The organism is Thermobacillus sp., from assembly GCF_003390775.1.
Taxonomy (GTDB): domain Bacteria; phylum Bacillota; class Bacilli; order Paenibacillales; family Paenibacillaceae; genus Thermobacillus; species Thermobacillus xylanilyticus.
Genome location: NZ_QEWA01000039.1, coordinates 60,517 through 84,621 on the forward strand (window position 1 = coordinate 60,517; position 24,105 = coordinate 84,621).

At 62.5% G+C, this 24,105-nt stretch carries 20 protein-coding genes and 1 pseudogene; 4 read left to right on the top strand and 17 right to left on the bottom strand.

What is annotated here, in order from left to right; translation table 11 throughout:
* From C6W55_RS10785 to C6W55_RS10805, 5 genes and pseudogenes are all read right to left on the bottom strand, one after another.
* Entirely contained in the window at positions 1–2,871 is a 2,871-nt protein-coding gene (locus C6W55_RS10785) for an ABC transporter permease (protein ID WP_015255136.1), read from the bottom strand.
* A 46-nt stretch (positions 2,872–2,917) separates the two neighbouring features.
* Positions 2,918–3,952: an efflux RND transporter periplasmic adaptor subunit gene (locus C6W55_RS10790; protein ID WP_286892648.1), complete on the bottom strand. Its 1,035-nt coding sequence runs from the start codon at positions 3,950–3,952 to the stop codon at positions 2,918–2,920.
* Entirely contained in the window at positions 3,924–4,637 is a 714-nt protein-coding gene (locus tag C6W55_RS10795; protein WP_483316362.1) for an ABC transporter ATP-binding protein, read from the bottom strand. The genes C6W55_RS10790 and C6W55_RS10795 overlap by 29 nt, the downstream gene beginning before the upstream one ends.
* Before the next feature lie 234 nt (positions 4,638–4,871).
* Positions 4,872–5,837, bottom strand: a complete 966-nt coding sequence (locus tag C6W55_RS10800; RefSeq protein WP_286892649.1) for a LacI family DNA-binding transcriptional regulator — start codon at positions 5,835–5,837, stop codon at positions 4,872–4,874.
* A gap of 35 nt (positions 5,838–5,872) precedes the next feature.
* A pseudogene (locus tag C6W55_RS10805) lies at positions 5,873–7,358 on the bottom strand (GH36-type glycosyl hydrolase domain-containing protein); the annotation flags it as partial.
* Here C6W55_RS10805 and C6W55_RS10810 point away from each other — a divergent pair.
* From C6W55_RS10810 to C6W55_RS10820, 3 genes are all read left to right on the top strand, one after another.
* The gene (locus C6W55_RS10810) at positions 7,313–7,963 is read left to right on the top strand and encodes an extracellular solute-binding protein (protein WP_083883206.1); all 651 of its coding nucleotides are present in this window, start codon (positions 7,313–7,315) and stop codon (positions 7,961–7,963) included. The pseudogene C6W55_RS10805 and the gene C6W55_RS10810 sit on opposite strands and share 46 nt — an antisense overlap.
* 79 nt (positions 7,964–8,042) lie before the next feature.
* Positions 8,043–8,924, top strand: coding sequence for a carbohydrate ABC transporter permease (locus C6W55_RS10815; protein WP_015255140.1), 882 nt, complete (start codon positions 8,043–8,045; stop codon positions 8,922–8,924).
* Positions 8,925–8,933: 9 nt separating this feature from the next.
* On the top strand, positions 8,934–9,701 hold the full coding sequence (locus tag C6W55_RS10820) for a carbohydrate ABC transporter permease (protein WP_041853886.1): 768 nt from the start codon (positions 8,934–8,936) through the stop codon (positions 9,699–9,701).
* 107 nt (positions 9,702–9,808) lie between these two features.
* On the opposite strand, the gene pyrE is transcribed toward C6W55_RS10820, so the two are convergent.
* The 10 genes from pyrE to lspA form a co-directional block, all read right to left on the bottom strand.
* Positions 9,809–10,471, bottom strand: a complete 663-nt coding sequence (pyrE, locus tag C6W55_RS10825) for an orotate phosphoribosyltransferase (RefSeq protein ID WP_015255142.1) — start codon at positions 10,469–10,471, stop codon at positions 9,809–9,811.
* Positions 10,468–11,196, bottom strand: coding sequence for an orotidine-5'-phosphate decarboxylase (gene pyrF, locus C6W55_RS10830; RefSeq protein ID WP_015255143.1), 729 nt, complete (start codon positions 11,194–11,196; stop codon positions 10,468–10,470). The genes pyrE and pyrF overlap by 4 nt, the downstream gene beginning before the upstream one ends.
* Positions 11,197–11,221: 25 nt before the next feature.
* The gene (gene carB, locus C6W55_RS10835; RefSeq protein ID WP_015255144.1) at positions 11,222–14,443 is read right to left on the bottom strand and encodes a carbamoyl-phosphate synthase large subunit; all 3,222 of its coding nucleotides are present in this window, start codon (positions 14,441–14,443) and stop codon (positions 11,222–11,224) included.
* On the bottom strand, positions 14,430–15,575 hold the full coding sequence (locus C6W55_RS10840; protein WP_015255145.1) for a carbamoyl phosphate synthase small subunit: 1,146 nt from the start codon (positions 15,573–15,575) through the stop codon (positions 14,430–14,432). The genes carB and C6W55_RS10840 overlap by 14 nt, the downstream gene beginning before the upstream one ends.
* Positions 15,576–15,640: 65 nt before the next feature.
* Complete coding sequence (locus C6W55_RS10845) at positions 15,641–16,924, bottom strand: dihydroorotase (protein WP_015255146.1); 1,284 nt, start codon at positions 16,922–16,924, stop codon at positions 15,641–15,643.
* Between the two features lie 109 nt (positions 16,925–17,033).
* Positions 17,034–17,939 (bottom strand): aspartate carbamoyltransferase catalytic subunit, encoded by a 906-nt coding sequence (locus C6W55_RS10850; protein WP_015255147.1) that lies wholly within the window; start codon positions 17,937–17,939, stop codon positions 17,034–17,036.
* Positions 17,936–18,499 (bottom strand): bifunctional pyr operon transcriptional regulator/uracil phosphoribosyltransferase PyrR, encoded by a 564-nt coding sequence (gene pyrR, locus C6W55_RS10855; protein ID WP_015255148.1) that lies wholly within the window; start codon positions 18,497–18,499, stop codon positions 17,936–17,938. The genes C6W55_RS10850 and pyrR overlap by 4 nt, the downstream gene beginning before the upstream one ends.
* Positions 18,500–18,788: 289 nt before the next feature.
* Positions 18,789–20,024: an LL-diaminopimelate aminotransferase gene (locus C6W55_RS10860; RefSeq protein ID WP_015255149.1), complete on the bottom strand. Its 1,236-nt coding sequence runs from the start codon at positions 20,022–20,024 to the stop codon at positions 18,789–18,791.
* 152 nt (positions 20,025–20,176) lie between these two features.
* Positions 20,177–21,130, bottom strand: a complete 954-nt coding sequence (locus tag C6W55_RS10865; RefSeq protein WP_015255150.1) for an RluA family pseudouridine synthase — start codon at positions 21,128–21,130, stop codon at positions 20,177–20,179.
* Complete coding sequence (lspA, locus tag C6W55_RS10870; RefSeq protein WP_052835988.1) at positions 21,087–21,632, bottom strand: signal peptidase II; 546 nt, start codon at positions 21,630–21,632, stop codon at positions 21,087–21,089. Before lspA ends, C6W55_RS10865 begins: the two co-directional genes overlap by 44 nt.
* A 229-nt stretch (positions 21,633–21,861) precedes the next feature.
* On the opposite strand from lspA, the gene C6W55_RS10875 reads away from it, so the two are divergent.
* A complete protein-coding gene (locus C6W55_RS10875; protein WP_286892650.1) occupies positions 21,862–22,605 on the top strand; it encodes a TraR/DksA C4-type zinc finger protein in 744 nt (247 codons plus the stop codon).
* A 510-nt stretch (positions 22,606–23,115) separates the two neighbouring features.
* Here the strand turns inward: C6W55_RS10875 and C6W55_RS10880 are convergent.
* Both C6W55_RS10880 and C6W55_RS10885 read right to left on the bottom strand, forming a co-directional pair.
* The gene (locus C6W55_RS10880; protein WP_286892651.1) at positions 23,116–23,427 is read right to left on the bottom strand and encodes a hypothetical protein; all 312 of its coding nucleotides are present in this window, start codon (positions 23,425–23,427) and stop codon (positions 23,116–23,118) included.
* Positions 23,428–23,730: 303 nt separating this feature from the next.
* Positions 23,731–24,015 (bottom strand): DUF5665 domain-containing protein, encoded by a 285-nt coding sequence (locus C6W55_RS10885; RefSeq protein ID WP_086010552.1) that lies wholly within the window; start codon positions 24,013–24,015, stop codon positions 23,731–23,733.
* Between the last annotated feature and the right edge of the window lie 90 nt (positions 24,016–24,105).

Sequence of the window (24,105 nt, forward strand, 5' to 3'; positions counted from 1 at the left end):
TCAATCCTCCCCGAGTTTGACCGCCTGGTGGATGTTCATCCGCTTCAGCAGCCAGACGAGAATCAGAAGCGCCGCGGCAAGCATGACCGCCGTCACGATCGCCAGCCGGATGATGTCGGAATGGTCCGCTACGACCTCGAACGGCGGCACGATTTTGCCCGGATCGAACGAAAGCTTAAGCAGCGGCACGAAGATCCTTCCGGCCGCGAGTCCCGTCCCGAGACCGATCAGGAAGCCGGCGCCGGTCGTGAGGAGCTGTTCGACGACCAGCATACCGAGCAGCTGGCGGAACGAAATGCCCATCGCCCGATAGATGCCGAGCTGCAGCATCCGCCCCTGCAGGGACAGCAGCCAGAACAGCATGAAGCCGATGAAGCTGACGATCAGCGATACGATAAAGCCGAGGCTCATGACACCGTTGACCGCCATGCGGAACGGATCGAGCCGGCTCTGTGCGACCGCGCCGACCGTATCCTCGAACTTCTCGAGCCGGATGTTCCGCTCGGTAATCGCATCGAGCAGCGCCTGCCGGTCCGCGCCTTCCTCCAGCTTCACCCAGACGTCGTAAGGCTCCAGCCCGATGGATTGCTGGATCGTGTCGAGATGCGCGACGACCAGCATCGGCGCCTGGCCGGACGGCCTGCCCTGCGCGGCCGTCGGATTCGGATTGAACGACGGGAAGTAATCGACGACGCCGTACACCGTCAGCCGCGTCGGCCGGCGGCCTTCCCAGCCGATGTCGATCGGGTCGCCGGACGCAAGGCCGAAATATTCCGCCGCCGTCCGGGAGACCAGCACCGCCCGCGGGTCCGGCGCGATCAGGTTCAAATATTCGTAAAAATGATGGGGCAACAGACCGTCCTTCATCCAGGCCGTCTCGCCGAAGGCGTCCGTCTCGATGCCCATCAGCGTCACTTTGCCGCTCTTCGTGCCGAACCAGGCGTCCGCGTCTTCCCGCTTGAACACCTTCGCCGCCCGCCGGACGCCGGGCAGGCTCTCGATCAACTCGAACGGCGGCTCCAGGTAGTTGATCCTGGACGAGACGACCGCCGGCCCCGACGGACCACCGGCACCAGGCGCCGATACGGGCGCATCGTTCACCCAATGCTGGCGCAGCACGATGTCCGCGCCGCCCGCGTACCAGACCTGGTCCTCCATGTTGACGTTGATCGTCCGGGCCGCGTTGGCGTTGTAGACTCCCGTGCCGATGGTCAGGACGAGGAACAGCATCAGTCCGTGATAGACGCGGTTGCGCCGGCTGACCAGGAGCAGCGTCGAATAGAGCTGCGGCGGCCAGGCTTTGCGCCCGATCCGGTAGATGAGCGCGACGAGCAGCGGATAAATCCGGATCAGCAGCAGCCCGGCGCCGAGCACGAACAGGGTTGGCACGGTGTACAGCAGCGGATCGGCCGACAGCGACTTCCCGTCCAGGCCGAGTTTCACAAGATCTTTCATCCGCTCGGTGAACAGCCAGTAGCCGTAGAACGCGAGGCCGATCAGGATGACATCCAGCCCGAACGTCATCCAGGCCGGCCGCTTGCCCTCGCGCGCCCTTGCCCGCTTCTGGTCGACGATCGTCACACGGGTCGCGGTCAGGACCGGCGTCAGATTGACGCCCCATGCGAAGACGGCGGCCATTCCCGCGTACAGCCAGCTCTCGGCGGTCATCTCGACGCTCAGCGCGCCGCGGTCGACGAAGTTCAGGAACGTGCCGGTCGACCCGAGCACCCGCGTGAATGCGGCGCCGATCCAGGGCCCGGCGGCCAGGGCGGCGGCGGTCAACAGGCCGAACTCCATGGCATAGATGGCGATGATATGCAGCCGCGAAGCTCCCCGGCTTCGGAGCACCGCGATTTCCGCCTGCTGCCGCTCGATGAGCATGCCGGACACCATGTAGAGGTAGAAGCCGATCAGGATGAGCAGCGGTACATTCAGCGACAAGAGCAGGTTCCGCAGCGTCATCTCGCGGTCGGCATAGGCCGTCATGGCGTCGCTGCCGGGGATCCACACCGAGGTGCTGACGGAATAATTGAAATTCCCCATCATGTCGGCCGCCATTTTCCCTTTCAGGTTCAGCACGAACGCCGCGGTTCCGGTGTCGTACGCGGTGTAGTCCGTGACGGCCAGCGCACCGACCTTCCCGTAGACGATCGGCCCGTCCGCCGGAAAACTGCCGCGGAACACTTCTTCCGCCAGAAACAGCGTGTTGCGCTCCTGCTGCAGATTCGACCGGCTCCAGTACGGGTCGTTCAGATCGTGTTCCGCAATGACGGCGACCGGCCTGATCACGATGTCGCCGCGGCTGACCCGGGGATCCTCGATCCGGAATTCCTGGCCGAGCAGCATGTTCAGTTCGGAGAGCGCCGCGTCGGTCAGCATGACTTCGTAGACGCCGTTCACCGGCTGCCGCTTCTCCGGCAGGCGGCCGTCGACGATGCGCACCTTGTCTTCGAGACCGCTGCGGGCCGCGAATTTCGCGGAGCGTTTCGGATCCGGATCGATGCGCGTCGGGTCGACAGGCGTCAGCGCGAACCGGACGGTCTCCATCACCCTTTGATCAAGTTGAACATTCAGCCTGTCATTGCGGACAATGACCGCATCCCAATAGGATTCATACCGCTCGACGATCGTCTTCTGCGCCTTGCGGTCGTCGGTCCGCATGCCGATGTCGATCGAGATGACGCCGGGATGATAGCCGGTATGCGCGTAGCTGCGGTCCAGATCCTGGACGAGCATGTAGCGGAGAACCGCGTTCTTGTACAGCGGCATGCTGGACGTGAGCGCGATGCAGCACAACATCCCCGCCAGCAGGCTGCCGACAAGCCATCGGTTGCGCGCCATCTTGCGCAGCAGCATGATGAGTACGGACATGTCGGGACTCCCTCATTTCTTCTGGCAGATCGTTCATCCGCGGCGTTTACTGGAGGATGAGCAGCATGCCCGGTTCCACGCCTTGCACGATTTCGTATTCCGTCGCATTCTCGATGCCGGTCTCGACATCGACTTCCCTGCGCCGTTCCCCGTCCAGAACCTGAACAAACGTTCTGCCGAAGTAGGTCCGCACGGCCCCCTTCGGCACCACGACGACATTGTCGCGGCGCGCGGCAACGATCTTGACGTCGGCAATGGAGCCGAACGACGCGTCTTCCGGCAGCTCGTCGAGCTCGATGTACAGCGTGCGCGCATATTCCTCGCGCAGCCGGTCGTCGTCCGTCGGCGGCGCCGTGGACGGCGTCTGCGTCACGGTGCCCGTATAGATCCGCCCCTTGTAAGTCACCTCCGCTTCCATCCCGATGCGGATATCGGCCATCACCGGATTGGCCGCGGTCTGCAGCGCAAGCCGCATGCCGGCCGGGGAAGCCACCGCCGCGAGCACGCGGCCTCCGTCAACATAATCGCCGGGCTGCAGATCCGTCGCATAGGAGACGATGCCTTCCCGCTCGGCCTTGAGCACCGCGTTTTCCGCTTTCTCCTTCGTCTGGTCGAACTGCCTCCGCGCGATCTCGAATTCGATCCGGGCGATGTTCGCCTCGCGCTCGTTGCCGCTCTTGAGCGCCTCTTCGAAGGCAAGCTTCTTCTTCTCGTACTCGAGCTCGCGCTGCAGCAGTTCAATGTCGATGCCCTTGTTCTCCAGGGTGACGAGCAGATCGCCCCGCTTCACCTCCTGGCCGGCGCGGACATGGACGGTCTCGAGGACGCCGCCTTCCTTGAACTGATAGTATTGCACCTCGGTCGGCACGAACGTTCCGGATCCCGTCACCTGCCGGACAATGGTGCCCAGCGACGCTTCCACGGTCCGGATCTCGGCCTGCGCCGGCTTGACAAGCGGAGGCTTGAGCGGTTCGGGATCTTTCGGCAGCAGGCTGCATCCGCCGAGCGCCGCGCCGGCCGCCAGCAGGCCCGCGAGCGCCGCCGGACGAAGTTTAGCCCCCGTTGACGCGTTCCAGTTCAACTCGACCATCCTCCAGTGCGTAAACGTCGTCGACCATTTCCATGATGTTCGGGTCGTGGGTCGTCAGCACAATCGTCACGCCTTCGTTCCTGACCAGTTCGCGGAATACGCCGATGACCTGCCGGCCCATGCGCGAATCCAGTTCGGCGGTCGGTTCGTCGGCCAGGATCAGTCTCGGCTTGTGCGCGATGGCGCGCGCGATCGCCGTCCGCTGCTGTTCGCCGCCCGACAGTTCCTGCGGCATATGGTGCATCCGGCCGGCCAGGCCAACGAACTTGAGCGCTTCTTCCGCCCGCTTGCGCCTTTCGGCCGCCGGTACTTCCGCGATGCGCAGTCCGAACTCGACGTTCTCGAACGCGGTCATGTACGGCACGAGGGCGAACGACTGGAAAATGAGGCCGATCTCGCGCTTGCGCAGTTCGTTCTTCTCCCGTTCCGACATGCGGCCGGCATCCCTGCCGCCGTAGAGGACGGTCCCTTCGGTCGGCGTATCCAGCGCGGCCATGATATTGAGAAGCGTCGTTTTGCCCGAGCCGGAACGGCCTTTCAGCGCGACCAGCCGGCCTTCGCCGACGGCAAGCGATGCGCCGCGCAGCGCATACACCCGGTTGCCGCCCTTTCCGAACACCCGCGTGACGCCGCGGGCTTCAAGCAGCGGCCCCCGGGCCTGTTCCGCTTTGTTCAAGCCGATCCACTCCTTCGTCATGGTCACCATTTCATCAAAACTGCTTCTCCGGTCATCAGTCGGTTCCCGTGATGCATGCGCTTACATAACTATCATAACAAATTGCCTGCCATAAGCAAATGAAAAACAGATTTGTTCAAGTTTTGTTATGATAACGTTATGTTGTTTGCGTTATTGTCATGCCATCGGCGGGTTCCCTACTCGAGCAAAAAAAGAATGGCAGTCTCCGAATCTTCATCGATTCGAGAGACTGCCCACGGATTCGCCCAGTTTGACGTATATCCTTTCGTGTTCCACGCTTTTGCCGCTCAGCATTTTCAGCAGCTGCTCGGATGCCAGGGCACCCCATTTCCGCTTCGAATAATCGATGGTCGCGAGCCGGGGGCTGATGTATTCCGCAAGCTCGATGTTGTCAAATCCGATGATGTGGATGTGGCGGCCGATCACCAAATCGGTTTTGCGAAAAAACATATACAACCCTACGGCCATCTCGTCATTGAGGCAAAACACCGCCGTCGGTTCTTCGTACTCTTGAAAAATCCGTTCCGCCGCCAGCTCGCCGGACTCCTTCGTGAACCGCCCTTCGACTTCCTTCACGTCCAGCTCATGCCGCTCGGCGAACTGCCGGACGGCCTTCAGCCGCTGATTCGAGTCGTAAGACGCCTTCGGTCCGGTGACGACATAGATCCGGCGATGGCCGTTCTCCCACAGATACTCCATAGCCAGCGTCGCCCCCGCCTTGTTGTCCAGAAAGACGTGATTGATGTTCGGGTGATCGAGTTCCCGGTCCAGTACGACGATCTTTTTTCCCATTTCCGCATATTTCAGCAGCTCTTTGTCCGAGAACGTCGCGTCGAGCACGATTGCGCCGTCGATTGTCCGCTCCGGCAGAAACCGGTGGGACCGCTTGCCGCTGCAGACGATCAGATCGTACCCCTTCTGGTTGAGAACCTCTTTCACGCCTTGCAGCAAATCGCCGTAGAAGGCGCCGCCGAAATCGGTCAGATAGAGCCCGATCACCTTCGTCTCCCGCGTTTTGAGCGTTCTGGCGGCCGCATTGGGCACATATTTCAGCTCTTCGGCGACCGCCAGAATTTTTTGCCGGGTCTCCTCCGTCACCTTCGGGCTGCCGTTGAGCGCGTAGGATACGGTGGAGATGGAAACCCCCGCTTTTTTGGCAATGTCTTTTATGCTCACCAAGGCTTTTGCACTCCTTGTTCATCCGCCTCCGTGAATCAGATGAAAATCTCGACCCTGTTCCTTTCATTCGATCGGGCTTTGGCAAATTCCTCCTTGGCGATGCGAAGGCCGCCTTCACGGTACATCCCGGCGATCGGCAGCGCGGGCACTTCGCGGCCGTTGACGACCACCCGGCGGCTGCCCGATTTCAGATGGTAGACGAACCGGACCGGCGTCTCCATCCAGACGAAATCAAACTCAAGTCCGTCCATATGGCCGGGCAGCACCGGATCGATCACCAGATCGCCCATCACCTGCCGAATGCCCAGGCAGTTCGCAATCAGTTGATTGAGATAGATGCCGGGGCCGCTGGAGTAGATCCGCCATCCGCCCTTCACCGCCGCCCGGCCGGTGCGCAGCTCCTCGAACCGCCGCTCGGCTTCATAGCGGGTGTTGAACTTTCCGTCGGAGCTGCTGAAGTAAACGTTGCTTTGCCGAAGTTCCGCATTCGGCACGGCGCTTTGCAGACCGACCGGATTGATCTTCAGCAGGCCGCTCCACGCTTCCTCCGCATACCCCAGCTTCGCCATGGCCTCGACGAACCGGATGTGCGCATGCACATACTGCAGCCCGATTTCCCGGCCGAAGTTCGCCGCCTGCTCGGCTCTTTTGAAATGTTTGCTGTTGCCGCCGTCATAATTCGCCGGGCGGTCCATCAGCCGCACGCCGTCCGGGTGGTACAGCTTTTCTTTGATGATCCCGTAATGGGACTCCGCTTGCTCGCGGGTGAAGAGCTCCGAAATGATGCTTTGCTGCATCGGCAGCAGGCGGTACCGGATGCCGGTTTTCCGGTCTGTCGGATGCAGCATCAGTTCCGCTTCATCCGGCCGCTCCATATAAATGAAGCCGGGCACGACGTCCGTCCGCATGATCACGCGATGGAAATCTTCGCGGATGCCGTCCGCCAGGGCGGCGAGCTCCTCCGCCCATTCCCGCTCGTCCGCCGGCAGTCCCTCCGACAGTTGACGGATCGCCTGATAGGTGAGCGCCACCGTCCAGCTGCTGACCATGTACCGTTTTGAGCTGCCGGTTCGCCGGCTGCAGCGTGTCGTCCCAGTCGCCGTCGCCGTAAGAGGACAGGCGCGTCCCGTGCAGGAAATGATGATGCAGATGTCCGACCGCTTTGCGGACATGGTCCCGGATCGAAACTTTCCCCTCGGTGAACACGAACGTCCCCCGCACGGTGTACGGAACCCGATCGTCCAGAATCGAGGCATCGCCCGTCGCGAGCAGGTAGTCGCCGAGCACCTTCAGCGGCCAGACGATGATGTCGCCGTGGCTTTCCTCCTGCTGGATCGGCGCATACCGGTCGAACATGAACCATTGCGGCCAGTCGCCATCGTCTTCGTACTGGTGGGAGAAGACGATTTTCAAGATGTCCCGCACCACGCATCTCCGGCGTTTCTTCGCCGCGTACCGCGAGGCGGAATCCGCGCATGACGGACGACAGAAATTCCCGGTACCGCTCCGCCTCCCGTTCCAGGCTGCGCTGCAAGCCGCTGTTCAACCAGCCGGAATTCAAGGAAGCCGTCGAATATTTGAAAGGCTTCTTCGATGACGGCTCCGCTCCGCTGGACCTCGGCCTCGATACGGTTCAGGCGTTTGCGGGCGAAGGCATCGTGCCGATGTTCATCAGCGGTCCGTGGATGATCAACGCGATCCAGTCGCAGGCGCCGGATCTGGAAGGCAAATGGGCGGTCGCCCCGCTTCCGGCGAAGGAGAACAACCTGTCCGTTCTCGGCGGATCGAACCTGGCGGTCTTCGAATACACGAAACATCCGGAAGAAGAGCTGGCGTTCATCCAGTACATGAGCAAGAAGGAAACGCAAATGAAGTGGAACGAGCTCACCAAGTCGCTGCCGGCCAACATTGCGGCATGGGACGCTCCGCTGCTCAAGGAAGATCCGAAATATCAGGCGATCCAGGAGCAGCTCCGTCATTCGGAGCATATGCCGATGATCGTCCAATGGGAGAAAATCGCGCAAACGTACCTGGATTCGTTCGAGCGGATCGTCCGCGCCAATGCCGACATCCAGGCGGAGCTGGATGCGTTCAACGCGAAAGCCGAGCAAATCTTGAGCGAATAAGCGTGGACCGCGGCCTGCCGGCAACCGCATACAGCCGGCAGGCTTTCTCTTATACGTTCGGCAAAGGAAGTGCTCACGCATGAAAATTTTTACACCGAGAAGCGCACCTTACTTCTTCATTACTCCGGCTCTGATTCTGCTCTTTCTGTTCTCGCTGCTGCCGATCCTGATCGCGCTCCTTATCAGCTTCACCGATATGGATCTGGCGGGACTCGCGGATTATGCCAATATCCATTTTGTCGGACTGGCCAACTACACGGAAATTCTGCGGGACGGCTCATTTCTGAAAGCGATCGGCAACACGCTCTTTTACGTCGTGTTCGGCGTACCGTTCGTTATTCTGTTCTCCCTGGCGATCGCGCTGCTCATCAACTTCGGCAAATCCCGCGTGTTCGATATTTTCCGCGCCGCGTTCTACATGCCGTCTGTCACGAACGTGGTGGCGGTAGCCGTTGTGTGGAGCTATTTGTACAACCCGTCGCTGGGCTTGTTCAACACCGTGTTGAACTTCTTCGGCCTGCCCGATGTCCGCTGGCTGCAAGATCCGGTGATGGCCAAAATCTCGCTGATCATTCTTGCGCTGTGGCGGGCCATCGGCCTGAATATGCTGATCTTCCTCGCCGCGATCAAGGGCATTCCGAAATCGTACTACGAAGCGGCCCAGCTCGACGGCGCCGGGACGTGGAAGCAAATCCGGCACATCACCGTGCCGCTGCTCCGGTTTGCGATTTTCTTCGTCTCGGTCACGACGCTGATCGGCTGGCTGCAGTTCTTCGAGGAACCGTTCGTCATGACCGACGGCGGCCCGCTGGAAGGCACGATGTCCGTCGCGCTGTTCGTCTACAAGAACGGCTTCCAATTCAGTGAATTCGGATATGCGGCTGCCGGTTCCTTCATCCTGTTCTTCGCCATCATCACGCTGACGCTGCTGCAGTTCAGGCTGCAGCGCAAGGAAGACTGAAATCGGGGGATGGGTGCCATGACGATAAAACAGAAAACGATGCAATGGCTCGCAGGCATTTTGCTTACCGTCGGAGGGTTTCTGATGGTGCTGCCGTTCCTGTGGATGATCCTCTCCGCCTTCAAGCCGGAACCGGAATTTGCCCGCTTCCCCCCGACGCTGTGGCCGGAGACGTTCACCCTGGAGCACTATGTCGAACTGTTCGAGCGGATGAACTTCGGCGTTTATCTGCGGAACACGCTCATCATCGTGTTCTTCTCCTTCCTCGGGATGCTGCTCAACGCCATGGCCGGGTACGGGTTCGCGAAGTACAAATTCAAAGGCAGGGAGCCGCTGTTTTACCTCGTGCTCGCCACGCTGATGATTCCGGGCCAGGTGACGATGATCCCGGTTTACCTCATCCTGAACAAAATGGGGCTGACGAATACGATGACCGGCATCGTGCTCCCGTCGCTGGTCGGCGCATTCGCGATCTTCCTGTTCCGGCAGTTCATGTCGACGATTCCGGACGAATTGCTGGAAGCGACGCGGCTGGACGGAGCGGGCGAGTTCCGCATCTTCCTGCAGATCGTGCTTCCGATTTCCGTCTCGGTGCTTGCCGTGCAGGGCATTCTGACGTTCATTGCCGGATGGAACAGCTTCCTCTGGCCGCTCATCATCGCCAACGATGCCAAATATTACACGCTTTCCGCCGTCATGGTCGTGCCGATCATCATCGTCTTCCTGCTGTTCCAACGGTACATCATGGACAACTACACCATCTCGGGCATAAAATAAGGCCTTCTATCAGCGATTCTCCCCGACACGGCCGCCGCCCTCCCGATTGCGAAAAAAAACCCAGCGCCTGAAGCGCCGGGCTTTTTGCGTTTATGCCGCTTTATGCGTTATGCGAAACGTCTGCTGTAGCCTTCCGGATCGTTCTTCCAGCCGCGGAGCAGCGCGGCGTCTTCCTCCGTGATGCTTCCCGCTTCCAGCGCCGCTTCCAGCAGCACGCTGTAGGACGACAGCGTCTGAAGCGGAATGCCCTGTTCGGCGAACGCGGCTTCCGCCTGCGGGAACTCGTACGTGAATATCGCGATCGTGCCGAGCACCTCGCAACCGGCGTCGCGCACGGCCACGGCCGCCCGCAGCGAGCTGCCGCCGGTCGACACGAGGTCTTCGATCAGCACGACTTTCTGGCCGGGCCGGAATGCGCCCTCGATCTGATTCGTCTTGCCGTGGCCTTTGGCCTTGTCCCGCACGTAGAGCATCGGCAGTCCGAGCCGCTCCGCCGTCCATGCGGCGTGCGGAATGCCGCCCGTCGCGATGCCGGCGACCGCTTCGCATTCGGGATACCGTTCCCGGATGATCGAGGCGAATCCGTCCGCGATCAGGCCGCGCACCTCGGGATAGGACATCGTTAGCCGGTTGTCGCAATAGATCGGCGACTTCAGGCCCGACGACCAGGTGAACGGATCGTTCGGGCGAAGCTCGACCGCGTGGATTGCCAGCAACCGGCGGGCGATTTCACGGGACAGCTCCGCGCCGTTGGCCGTTTGTCGGGTCATCCGTGCGTCAACTCCCTCACAATGGATTCGAACGCTTCCCGCGGATCGGGCGCCGCCGTGATCGGCCGGCCGATGACGAGGAAGTCCGCTCCCGCGTCCAGCGCTTCCCGCGGCGTCATGATCCGCTCCTGGTCATCGGCCGAAGCGGATGCCGGCCGGATGCCGGGCGTGACGGCGAGAAACCCGCCGCCGCACGCCGCTTTCACCGCGCGCACTTCCCGGGCGGACGCGACGACGCCGTCCAGCCCGGCCCGCCGCGCCAGCCGCGCGTAGCGGACGACCGCTTCTTCCGCCGTGCCCGGAATGCCGATCTCGTCGTTCAGCACCGCCTGGCTCGTGCTCGTCAGCTGCGTCACCGCGATGACCCGCGGCCGCGGCCGGCCGCCCGAGGCGGCTTCGGCGCCTTCCAGCGCCGCTTCCATCATCCGGACGCCGCCCGCCGCGTGAACGTTGAACAGGTCGACGCCGAGCCGCGTCACGCTGGCCGCGCCGCCCTTCACCGTATTCGGGATATCGTGCATCTTCACGTCGAGGAAGACGCGGTACCCCCGGTCTTTCAGTCCGGCGACGAACGCCGGGCCGGCCGCGTAGAACAGCTCCATGCCGACCTTCAGCCAGCAGGGGATGCCTTCAAGCGCCCGGATCAGCGATTCCGCGGCGGCTTCATCCGGGCGGTCCAGCGCCACCATGATGCGCCCTGCCGCTTCTTCCCGCGTCAATGTCAAGCGTACCGCCTCCCGTTCGGACGTGTTACTGCTGCTGAAGCACCGGCATCGGCCGGGATGCGAAACTGAGAGCCTGCAGCATTTCCAGCAGCGCCCGCACCGTGTCGAGCGACGTCAAGCAGACGACGCCGTTCTCGACCGCTTCGCGCCGGATGCGGAAGCCGTCGCGTTCGGGCGTGCGGCCTTTCGTCAGCGTGTTCACGACGAACTGCGCCTTGCCGCTGCGGATCAGGTCGAGAATGTTCGGCGACCCTTCGCTCAGCTTGTTCACCCGCGTCACGTACAGGCCGGCGCGCTCCAGCGCATCGGCGGTGCCGCCCGTCGCGATGATGCTGTAGCCGAGATCGTAGAAGCCGCGCAGGATGCCGACCGCTTCTTCCTTGTCCTTGTCGGCGACCGTTGCGATGATCGAACCGGTCGGCGGAATGCGCATGCCTGCACCGATCAGCCCTTTGTACAGCGCCTTCGCATACAGCTCGTCGCGGCCCATCACTTCGCCCGTCGATTTCATCTCCGGCGTCAGTGTCGGGTCGACGCGCCGCAGCTTGGCGAAAGAGAACACCGGCACCTTCACCGAGACGTGCTTGTCTTCCGGCCAGAGCCCTTCCTTGTAGCCGAGATCGGCCAGCTTCTTGCCGAGGATCGCCTGCGTCGCCAGATTCGCCATCGGCACGTTCGTCACCTTGCTGAGGAAAGGCACCGTCCGCGACGAGCGCGGATTGACTTCGATGACGTACACCTGATCCTGGTGAATGACGAACTGGATGTTGATCATGCCGACTACCTTCAGTTCCTTGGCGATCCGGATCGTGATGTCGACGATCTGCTGTTTCACATCCTCCGACAGCGACTGCGGCGGATAGACCGCGATCGAGTCGCCCGAGTGGACGCCGGCCCGCTCGACGTGTTCCATGATGCCGGGAATGAGCACCGTCTCGCCGTCGCTGATCGCATCGACTTCCGCTTCCTTGCCCTGCATGTACCGGTCGATCAGCACCGGGTGCTCCGGATTGATCTTGACGGCCTGCTCCATGTAGCCGAGCAGCTCCTCGTCGGAGTAGACAATCTCCATCGCCCGGCCGCCGAGCACGTAGGATGGGCGGACGAGCACCGGATAGCCGAGGCTGCGCGCCGTCTCGACCGCTTCCTCGACCGACGTGACCGTGCTGCCCTTCGGCTGGGCGATGTTCAGCCGGCGGAGCAGCGCCTCGAATTTCTTGCGGTCTTCCGCCTGGTCGATGCTTTCGAGATCCGAGCCGAGGATGCGCACGCCGGCCTTGGCCAGCGGCGCGGCCAGATTGATTGCCGTCTGTCCGCCGAACTGGACGATGACGCCGACCGGCTGCTCCTGCTCGATGACGTTCATGACGTCCTCGAAGAACAGCGGTTCGAAGTAGAGCCGGTCGGACGTCGAGAAGTCGGTCGACACCGTCTCCGGATTGTTGTTGATGATGACCGCTTCATACCCGGCCTTGCGGATCGCCCAGACCGCGTGGACGGTCGAATAGTCGAACTCGATGCCTTGGCCGATCCGGATCGGGCCGGAGCCGAGTACGACGACCTTCGGCTTGTCCGTCTGCACCGTCTCGTTCTCGGTCTCGTAGGTCGAGTAGTAGTACGGCGTCGTCGCTTCGAATTCGGCCGCGCACGTGTCGACCATTTTGTACACCGGCTTGATGTCGAGCTCGAGCCTGAACGCCCGGACCGCGGCCTCGTCGGCGTGCGGATCGGACGGGTTCGCCTCGCGCCTGAGCTCCGCGATCGACCGGTCGGCGAAGCCGAGCCGCTTCGCTTCGTACAGCGTCTCCTTGGTCAATTTCGGTTCGGACTTGATCCGCTGCTCGAACGCGACGATGCCTTCGATCTTGTCCAGGAACCACCAGTCGATCTTCGTCAGGTCCTGGATGTCCTGCAGCTTCCAGCCGCGGCGGAACGCTTCGGCCACGAGGAAGATGCGCTCGTCGTCCGGCGTGATGAGCCGCTTGCGCAGCGTCTCGTCGTCGATCGACTCGACGCCTTTCAGATGGAAGCGGTGAGCGCCGATCTCGAGCGAGCGGATCGCCTTGTGCATCGATTCCTCGAACGTGCGGCCGATCGCCATCACTTCGCCGGTCGCCTTCATCTGCGTGCCGAGCTTCCGGTTGGCGGTGGTGAATTTGTCGAACGGCCAGCGCGGAATTTTCGTCACGATGTAGTCGATCGTCGGCTCGAACATTGCGTACGTCTGGCCCGTCACCGGGTTGATGATCTCGTCGAGCGTGTAGCCGACCGCAATCTTCGCCGCCATCTTGGCGATCGGATAGCCGGTCGCCTTCGACGCGAGCGCCGACGAGCGGCTGACCCGCGGGTTGACCTCGATAACATAATATTGGTAGCTGTAAGGATCAAGCGCGAACTGCACGTTGCAGCCGCCTTCGATCTTGAGCGCGCGGATGATGCTGAGCGCCGCCGAGCGCAGCATCTGGTACTCGCGGTCGGACAGCGTCTGGCTCGGCGCCACGACGATGCTGTCGCCGGTATGGACGCCGACCGGGTCGACGTTCTCCATGTTGCAGACAACGATGCAGTTGTCGTTCGAGTCGCGCATGACCTCGTATTCGATCTCTTTCATGCCGGCGATGCTCTTCTCGATGAGGCACTGGCCGATCGGGCTGTAGCGGATGCCCGCCGCGACCGTCTCTCGCAGCTCCTCCTCGCTTACGCAGATGCCGCCGCCGGTACCGCCGAGCGTGTAGGCCGGACGGACGATGATCGGGTAGCCGATGTTGTTCGCGAACTCGATCGCTTCCTCGACGCTGGTCACGATCGTGCTCTCGGGAACCGGCTGGTTCAATTCGCGCATCAGTTCGCGGAACAGTTCGCGGTCTTCCGCTTTCTCGATCGACGACAGCTGCGTGCCGAGAAGTTTCACGCCTTCGCGCTCCAGCACGCCCGCGCGCGCCAGCTCGACCGCCATGTTGAGCCCGGTCTGCCCGCCGAGCGTCGGCAGGAGGCCGTCCGGGCGCTCCCGGCGGATCACCTGCGTGACGAAATCGAGCGTGATCGGTTCGATGTACACCTTGTCGGCCATGTTCGTGTCCGTCATGATCGTGGCCGGGTTGCTGTTGATCAGGACGACTTCATAGCCTTCTTCCCTGAGCGCCTGGCAAGCCTGCGTGCCGGCGTAGTCGAATTCCGCTGCCTGGCCGATGACGATCGGACCGGAGCCGATGACGAGAATTTTTTTCAGATCGTTATTTCTGGGCATGCAGCAGTTCTCCTTTCAGCGTCTCCGCCAGATGGATCTGACGCGGCTTGCGCGGGTTCAGGCGCTTGTGCTCGCGGATCATGGCGAGGAAGTCGTCGAACAGATAGCTCGAATCGAACGGTCCCGGCGACGCCTCCGGATGGTACTGGACGGAGAAAGCCGGATATTTCGTATGGCGGAGGCCTTCAATCGTCTTGTCGTTGTTGTTGATGTGCGTAATTTCGAGGCCGGTGCCGGCGATGGAGTCTTCGCGCACGGTGTAACCGTGGTTTTGCGACGTGATGTAGCAGCGGCCGTTTACGAGATCCTTCACCGGATGGTTGCCCCCGCGGTGGCCGAACTTCAGCTTCTCCGTGTCGGCGCCGCAGGCGAGCGCCAGCAGCTGATGGCCGAGACAGATGCCGAAGATCGGATATTCGCCGAGCAGCTCGCGGATCGTCTTCACCGCGACGCCGACATCCTTCGGGTCGCCCGGTCCGTTCGAGAGTTGAATGCCGTCCGGATTGAGACGGCGGATCTGTTCGGCCGTCGTGTCGTACGGCACGACCATGACGTCGCAGCCGCGCCGGGTCAGCTCGCGCAGGATGCCGCTCTTCGCGCCGAAGTCCATCAGCACGATCCGTTCCCCGCCGCCCGGCACATTGATGAAGCTCTTCGTCGACGTGCGCGCCACCTGATCGCGCATGAGCGGCGTCGCCTGAAGGCGTTCCATCAGCTCTTCGACGCTTTCATTGCCGGTGGTGATGATCCCCTTCATCGTGCCGTGATGACGGATGATGCGCGTCAGCATCCGGGTGTCCACTTCGGAGATGCCCGGAATGCCCGCTTCCTTCAGCAAGACGTCGAGCGGAGTCTCGGCGCGCCAGTTGCTCGGAACCGGCTCATGCCGGCGCACGACGAGGCCGTGGACGTAGGGGACGATGCTTTCGAAGTCGTTGCGCGTGACGCCGTAATTGCCGATGAGCGGATAGGTCATCGTCACGATTTGCCCGCAATAGGACGGGTCGGACAATACTTCCTGATAACCGGTGATGCCGGTATTGAACACCACTTCGCCGATGACGGCCCCTTCCGCCCCGAACGAGCGGCCGGTGAACAGCGTGCCGTCCTCCAACAACAATCTTGCCTGCATCCGTATCACTCCCTGAATGACGTATATGTAATCCGTTCGCCTGAGCCGTCAGTTCGCCCGAGCCGTCAGTCCGCCTGCCAGACCGTGCGGCCGGCGACGATCGTGCGGACCGGCCAGCCCGAAAGGCGCCGTCCGGTAAGCGGCGTGTTGCGGCTCTTCGACAGAAACTTCGCCGGATCGACCGTCTGCTCGCTGTCCAGATCAATCAGCGTCAGATCGGCGGGCGCGCCGGCTTCCAGCCGGCCGGCCTTCAGGCCGAACACCCGTGCCGGGTCGCTCGTCATCCGGCGAAGCAGGAAGCCGAGGCTCCATCTGCCGGTCTTGACAAACGTCGTGTAGAGCAGCGGGAACGCCGTCTCGAATCCGACGATGCCGAACGGCGCGAGATCGACGCCCTTCGCCTTCTCCTCTTCGGCATGCGGCGCATGGTCGGTGACGATGATGTCGATCGTGCCGTCCTCCAGCGCCTCGATGACCGCCTGCACGTCGCGGGGCGTCCGGAGCGGCGGGTTCATTTTCCAGTTCGGGTCCATGCCGGGGATGTCCTCGTCCGACAGCACCAGATGGTGCGGGCACACTTCCGCGGTCACGCGGACGCCGACCGACTTCGCCAGCCGGATGAGCCGCACCGACTGCTCCGTGCTGACGTGGCAGACGTGGTAGTGCGCGCCGGTCGCTTCCGCCAGAAGCACGTCCCGTCCGACGTGAATTGCCTCGGACTCGTTCGGGATGCCTTTCAGGCCGTGCTTGCGGCTGAACGCGCCCTCGGTCACCCAGGCGCCCTGCACAAGCGAGTCGTCCTCGCAGTGCGCGATGATCGGCAGGCCCAGCTCACGGGCGCGAACCATCGCTTCCTTCATCATCTGCGCGTTCTGCACGCCGACGCCGTCGTCCGAGAACCCGATCGCGCCCGCTTCCTTCAGCGCGGCGAAATCGGTCAGCTCGCGGCCGAGCTCGTTCTTCGTGATCGCGGCGATCGGCAGCACGTTGACGACGCCTTCGCGGGCCGCCTTGTCCAGGATGTACCGCACCGTCTCCGGCGTGTCCGTGACGGGGCGGGTGTTCGGCATGCAGGCGATCGTGGTGAAACCGCCGCGCGCGGCCGAACGCGTGCCGCTGGCGATGTCCTCCTTGTGCGTGAAGCCCGGATCGCGCAGATGGACATGCATGTCGATAAAGCCGGCCGACACGAGCAGGCCGGAGGCGTCGATCGTTTCGGCGCCGGCCGTGTCCGGCTCGCCGCCCCGCTCGATCGCGGTGATCGTCCCGTTCTCGACGCGGATGTGGGCCGTCACGAGATCGCCGGCTTCATCGTCCCAGATTTTGCCGTTCACAATCCATAACGTCATGGCTTTCGATCGCTCTCCTTTCGCTTGTGCGCACGGCCTTGTTCCGGACGCGCGCGGCCGGCTGCTCCGCGCCGCTTGTATCCGTCCTCGTCCGCAATGGTGTCCGTCTCTATCCGCGCAGCGCCCGCTCGATGACGGCCATGCGGATCGGCACGCCGTTGGCCATCTGCTGGAAAATGCGCGACTGCGGATGCTCGACCAGTTCGTCGTCGATCTCGACGCCGCGGTTGACCGGCGCCGGGTGCATGATGATCGCGTGCCCCTTGATTCTTGCGGCGCGCTCGACCGTAAGGCCGTAGTGCTCCCGGTAATCTTCCGCCGACTTGATCATGCCGGACTCGTGCCGCTCGAGCTGAACACGCAGCATCATGATGACGTCCGCGCCGAGCGCCTCGTCCACCGTCACATACGGCGCGTCAAGCTCCGGCGCCTCGAGGTTCGGCGGCGCGCAGAAGACCACGTCCGCGCCGCATTTCCTGAGCGCCCAGAGGTTGGAACGCGCCACCCGGCTGTGCAGGATGTCGCCGATGATCGCGACGCGCAAGCCTTTGAGCGAGCCGAAATGTTTCCGCATCGTGTACAGATCGAGCAGCGCCTGGGTCGGATGCTCGTTGTTGCCGTCTCCGGCGTTGATGAGCGGCACATTGACGCGGGAGGCGATCTCCGACAGCACGCCGATCGGCTTCAGCCGGATGATCCCGGCGTCGATGCCGATCGACTCGAGCGTGCGAACCGTGTCGTAGATCGACTCGCCCTTGTTCACGCTCGAGACGGCAGCCGAGAAATTGAGCACCTGCGCGCCGAGCCGTTTCGCCGCCATTTCGAACGAAAACCGCGTGCGCGTGCTGTTCTCGAAAAACATGTTCGCCACGATCGCGTCGGGCACGGCGTTGTGGATCTTCTTTCCTCTGGACTCCCAGTACTGCGCCCGGTCGAGAATCGATTCGATCTCCTCCGCGGACAGATCTTTCACGCCGAGCAGGCTGCGCTGCCTCAGTTTCGCTGCCGTCGTCATCGCGTGCGCCTCCCTGATCCGTAAATGGCCACCATATCCGAGCCGTCCACTTCCTTGAGCGATACGCCGATCGATTCGGAGCGCGCCGTCGGCACGTTCTTGCCGACATAGTCCGGGCGGATCGGCAGTTCGCGGTGGCCGCGGTCGACCAGCACCGCAAGCTGGATCGAACGCGGACGTCCGACATCCATGATCGCGTCCATCGCCGCCCGGATCGTCCGGCCCGTGAACAGCACGTCATCGAACAGGATGACGTGCTTGTCCCGGATCTCCGCCGGATCGATGCCGGCGCAGGCCGGCGCCTCGGCCTGTCCCGCGCCGTCCCGGTCGTCGCGGTACGACGTGATATCGAGATCGAACGCGAGCACCGGCTTGCCTTCGATCTCGGCCACCCGCTCCGCCACCCGCCGTGCCAGGTAGACGCCGCGGGTGCGAATGCCGGCGAACACGCAGCCGTCTATGCCTTTGTTTTTCTCCAGAATTTCATGCGCGATGCGCGTAAGCGCCCGCCGGATGCCGGTCTCGTCCATGATGACGTGTCGAATGTCGTCCAATGCCATCACCTCCGCCTGATTGAACCCACAAAAAAACTCCTTGCGAAAAGCCGCAAGGAGTCAGGCCGCACCACACCACGACCCTCGGCGCGCGCACGGGTAGCGCCGCCGTCAGGCCTGTGCCTGTCCGATATGCCGTTACCTTGTCAGCCTCACGGGACTGAATTAAAGGTTCAACCATTCATTAACAGCATTATGACACTTTGGTCCACGGAAGTCAATAGCCGGATCCGACAAAAAGCGGGAAGGCATGACCGCACGTGTTCCCGTGCACCGCTGCTTTCCCGCTTGCCCGTCACCAGCCGAGCCTCGTGATCCGCTCGACCGCGCGCTCTGTATTTTCCCGGCTGCCGAAGGCCGTCAGCCGGAAGTAACCTTGTCCGGCCTGTCCGAAACCGACGCCCGGCGTGCCGACGATGTGCGCTTCCCGGAGCAATTTGTCGAAGAATGCCCACGAGTCGATCCCGTCCGGCGTCTTCAGCCAGATGTACGGCGCGTTGACGCCGCCGTAAGCTTCGATGCCGACTGCCTTCAGTCCGTCGAGGATCAGCTTTGCGTTCGCCATGTAGTAGTCGACCAGCGCGGCGATCTGCGCCTTCCCTTCCGGCGTATAGAGCGCCGCCGCTCCCCGCTGCGTCACGTAGGAGACGCCGTTGAACTTCGTCGTATGCCTGCGGTTCCAGAGGTCGGCGAGGACAATATCGTTCCCGTCCGCATCCTTCGCCTTGAGCTCCCGCGGCACCACCGTGTACGCGCAGCGCACACCGGTGAAACCGGCCGTCTTCGAGAAGCTGCGGAACTCGATCGCCACTTCCCGCGCGTCTTCAATCTCGTAGATGCTGTGCGGCACACCTTCTTCCCGGATGTACGCTTCATACGCCGAGTCGTACAGGATGACGCTGCCGTTTTGCTTCGCGTAATCGACCCACAGCTTCAGCTCGTCCCGCGTCAGCGTCATGCCCGTGGGGTTGTTCGGGTAACAAAGATAGATCAGGTCGACCTTCCGTTCGGGCAGCGCCGGCTTGAATCCGTTCTCCCGACTGCAGGTCAGGTACACGATGCCTTGATACCGGTTCGTCTCCCTGTCGTAAGCGCCGGCCCGGCCCGCCATGACGTTCGTGTCCACATAAACCGGATAGACCGGATCCTGCACCGCGACGACGGCGTCCTGGCTGAAAATCTCCTGGATGTTGCCCACGTCGCACTTCGACCCGTCGCTGACGAACACCTCATCCGGACGGATGTCGATGCCGCGCGCCTGATAATCGTGGCGGGCGATCGCCTCCCGCAGGAAATCGTAGCCCTGTTCGGGACCGTAGCCGCGGAACGTGTCCGCCTTCGTCAGATCGTCGACTGCGGCGCGCATCGCGCCGGCCGCCGCTTCGGGCAGCGGGCGCGTTACATCGCCGATGCCGAGGCTGATGATGTCCGCGTTCGGATGCTCCTTCAGGAATGCCGCGCGCCTGCGGGCAATTTCCGAGAACAGATAGCTGCCTTGCAGATCTTTGTAATGGGGATTGATCCTGGCCATGGGCTCATCACCTTTCAAGCGGGCCGCATCCTAACGCGCATACTGCGCGCGGCCCCGGCTTATGCTGTCTATCAGCATAACGCCCAGAGGCGAGGATCGTAATGGAATAATCCCTCTAAAATTTGCACTCATGCGGCAATGCGCCGAACCGCCTACCTGTTTCTCAGCATATCCAGAATGCGCTGAAAATCATCGGGAATCGGCGATTCGAAACGCAGCGCCTCGCCCGTGCGGGGATGGACGAAACCGAGCACGACGGCGTGCAGCGCCTGCCCGTCCAGCGGCAAGGTCTTCGCCCGGCCGTAGACGGGATCGCCGGCCAGCGGATGGCCGATATACTTCATGTGGACGCGGATCTGGTGCGTGCGCCCCGTCTCGAGCTGAAGCCGGACCAGCGTGTAGTCGCCGAACCGCTCCAGCACCGCGAAATGCGTCACGGACGGCTTGCCGCCGGCCGTGACGGCGAATTTCTTGCGATCGTGCGGATCGCGGCCGATCGGCGCGTCGATCGTTCCCTGATCGTGCGGCAGATTGCCGTGCACGAGCGCGATGTACGCCCGCTCGACCGTGTGCGCCTTGAGCTGTTCCGACAGCGACACGTGCGCCAGATCGTTCTTCGCGGCCATCAGCAGGCCGGACGTGTCCTTGTCGATCCGGTGGACGATGCCCGGCCGCAGCCTTCCGTTGATGCCGGAGAGATCCCGGCAATGATGGAGCAGCGCGTTGACCAGCGTCCCCGATGCATGACCGTGCGCCGGGTGGACGACCATGCCGCGCGGCTTGTCGACGACGATGACGTCGCCGTCTTCATAGACGACATGGAGCGGGATCGGCTCCGGCCGGATGTCCGCATCCTCGGGCTCCGGCGGCGTCACGGCGACGACATCGCCCGGCTCCAGCCGGTAATTCGGTTTGACCGTCGCGCCGTTCACGGTGACGGCGCCCGTGCGGATCCATTCCTGCACCTGCGTGCGCGAGACGCCTTCCTCCGCGGATTCGGCGACGAACTTGTCAAGCCGCTCGCCCGCCTCCGCTTCCGTCACGACCCACTCCTGGGTCCATTCATCGTGCGGGTTCGTCTGCTTCTGTTCCGCTTGTGATGTCATGGGTCTTTCCGTTTTCGTCTCCTTCCAGGCTGCCGGCGGCTTTGTCCCGTTCCCTGCGGATATCCAGCACCGCGTCGAGCAGAATGAGGCCGACGCCGATGACGATGCCCATGTCCGCTACGTTGAAGATGGGGAACGTGTAGCTGCCGAAATTGAACTGCAGGAAATCGATCACATGGCCGTACAGCAACCGGTCGATGAAATTGCCGAGCGCCCCGCCGAGCACCAGGCCGAACGCCGTCAGCAGCAGCGGCCTGCCGGTTCGCCAGTTCCGCTCGATATACCAGACAATCCCGATGACGACAACGATCGTAATCAGGATGAACAGCGTCTGGGCGCCCGGCAGCATGCTGAAGGCCGCCCCGTCGTTCAACACGTGCGTAATGAGGAAAAATTGCCCGATGACGCTGATCTGTTCATACAAGGCCACATTCGCGTCGATAATCTGCTTCGTCAGTTGATCCAACAGAAAAACGACAGCCGCAACGGCATAATAGCGCAAATGCTTCAACTTTCGCGTCCCTCCGCCCCAAAGATCGAAAATGCTCTCCCGGCAAGCCCTGTAATGTGCGTGTCCCAATCATTGTATCACAACTGCGCCGGCCCGCTCCACATCCGGATCAGGAAGAAAAAACCTGAGCTGTCACGCGTTACAATCCCCCGTCCATAGTAAAATCGGTCCGCCGCGCACAAGCTACGACCGACTGCTACGGATGAAGGGAGCTGACCGCATGAAGGCGTTCGACGGCAGCCGTTTGACGGCGCTGAGACAGAAACTTGAAGCGGAAGCCGGTGAGCTGGAAGAGCGGCTGAGGGAAAGCGGCAGCCGCGGCCTCGAAGAGGAAGCGCGCGGCAATACCGGCGAACTGTCCATGTACGACAACCATCCGGCCGACATCGCTTCCGAGACATTCGAACGGGGCAAAGACCTCGCGCTGCTCGAGAACGACGAACTGAGACTGCAGCGGATTCGTGCGGCCCTGCAGGCCATGGACAACGGCACGTACGGCGTCTGCCGGACATGCGGCGGGCCGATTCCGCCGGAACGCCTCGAAGCCGTGCCCGAGACGCTGTATTGTGTCCGCCATTCGCCGCAGCGGCTCGAGTCGGAGCGGCGCCCGGTCGAGGAAGAAAGCCTCGATCCCCCGTTCGGCAGGACCAGCCTCGACGGCGAGAGCTCGTGGACCGGCTTTGACGGCGAGGATGCCTGGCAGATCGTCGAATCGTACGGCACGTCGGATTCGCCGGCGCTTGCGGAGGACCCGGAGGCGGACTACGAGAAGCTCACGATCGAAGCGGAAGAGCGCGAAGGATTTGTCGAATCGATCGAAAGTTTTCTGGCCACCGACATTACGGGACGGCATGTTACGGTCGTCCGCAGCCGCTCGTATGAAGATTATTTGGAGCGGGGAGAAGGCGAGCCGCTGCTGGAACCGGATCCGGTGATCGATATCCGGGTGGACGGGGATGCCTGAGAGGGGTTTTGCGGCGGGCGTTCAACCGGAGTTCGTTAACGAAACTGAGCGTCGTTATTTGGCGCCATTGGCCTCGATTGAAATTGAAGCGGCAACGAAACTGAGCGTTCTTATTTGCCTGTTCAAAGTGATTCTTGGCCCGATCCGGCGCGAATAACGTGTCTCGGTTTCGTTTCATTTCCGGAACACCATGCTTTGCGAAAAATAAGGTGTGTCAGTCTCGTTACGTTCCCCGTCGGACCATCCTGGCGGATTCTCGCGCGATTAACGGCACAGTGTGCCGTTAATCGGCCCCGGCACCGCGTGCGGGCGGCCAATAACGGCACGAAATGCCGTTATTGGCCTTCGTCAGGCCGACCTCGCGGCTTCTTGCCGCCTTTAACGGCACGTCGTGCCGTTAATTTGCCCCGGCACCGCGTGCGGGCGGGCAATAACGGCACGAAATGCCGTTATTGGCCTTCGCCGAACGGCTCCCTTGGGGCAGGCCGCCCGTTCTCGCCTTTCTCCGCCTCACGCGTCCGCCTGACCATGACCAGCACCAGCGCAATCGCAACCAGCACGAACAACACGTTGCCGAACCATGCGCCGGTCTTCGGGCCAGAGCAGCCAGGTCACGAAGAACCCCAGCCAGGCGCAGGTGAGCAGCGTGCCGGACACGAGCGCCTGCCGGTGCCGGACGTTCCACCAGGGGCTACGCGCCATGCGCCGCACGACATACCAGGCCGCAACGAGCAGAAACACGCCGCCGATCAATCCCGTCCAGCTTTTCTCCGGACGGGCAACGAACCCGCCGGACGCAAGAAAGGCACCCAGTCCGATCAACCAGGGGCGCACCCCGTTGCCGGCGGCGGGGACGTCGGCCCCGGCTCCGACCGAAGCCGGGGCCGGTTCCGTAGCGCCGCCCCGCCCGACGGCAAAAGCCGCGGCGATCAGCAATCCCGCGACGACAGCCGCGCCGGCAAGCTGCCAAGGCTCCGCCAGAAACCTGTACTCCGCGTAAATGAACGAAAATACGGTGACGCACCCGATCCCGTACAGGACGGCGGCCGCCGCCCGCCATGTTTCCCCACCACTCTCTCTGACTTGAGGCCTATTTCACCATCATAGGGTGTTTTCCAACAATTGTCAATATGTTCTCCCCTCCAGCTGCCGCTGCACGATGCGCACGATATCCGCGATGTAGTCCCCGATGATCGGCAGATTGAGCTTGCCGAGCATTTGCAGCACATACAGAATCGTTGCGGCGAAGAACGTGAAGCCGATCGCGATGCCGATGCCCCGCGCCGTCCCGGCGACCAGATTGCGCCAGATAAGCGACAGCGGACGGTTGAGCAAATCGACGTATTCCGAGATCTTCGCCCGCTCCAGCCTGACCGACAGCCGGTCCAACTCCCGGGCCAACAGCTCCATCCGATGTTCCCGTTCACCGGGTTCCGCCCGCCCGGACTGTCCGTCGGCCTGTTCGATCCATTTATCCGACCGCGGCAACCGATCCGCCGC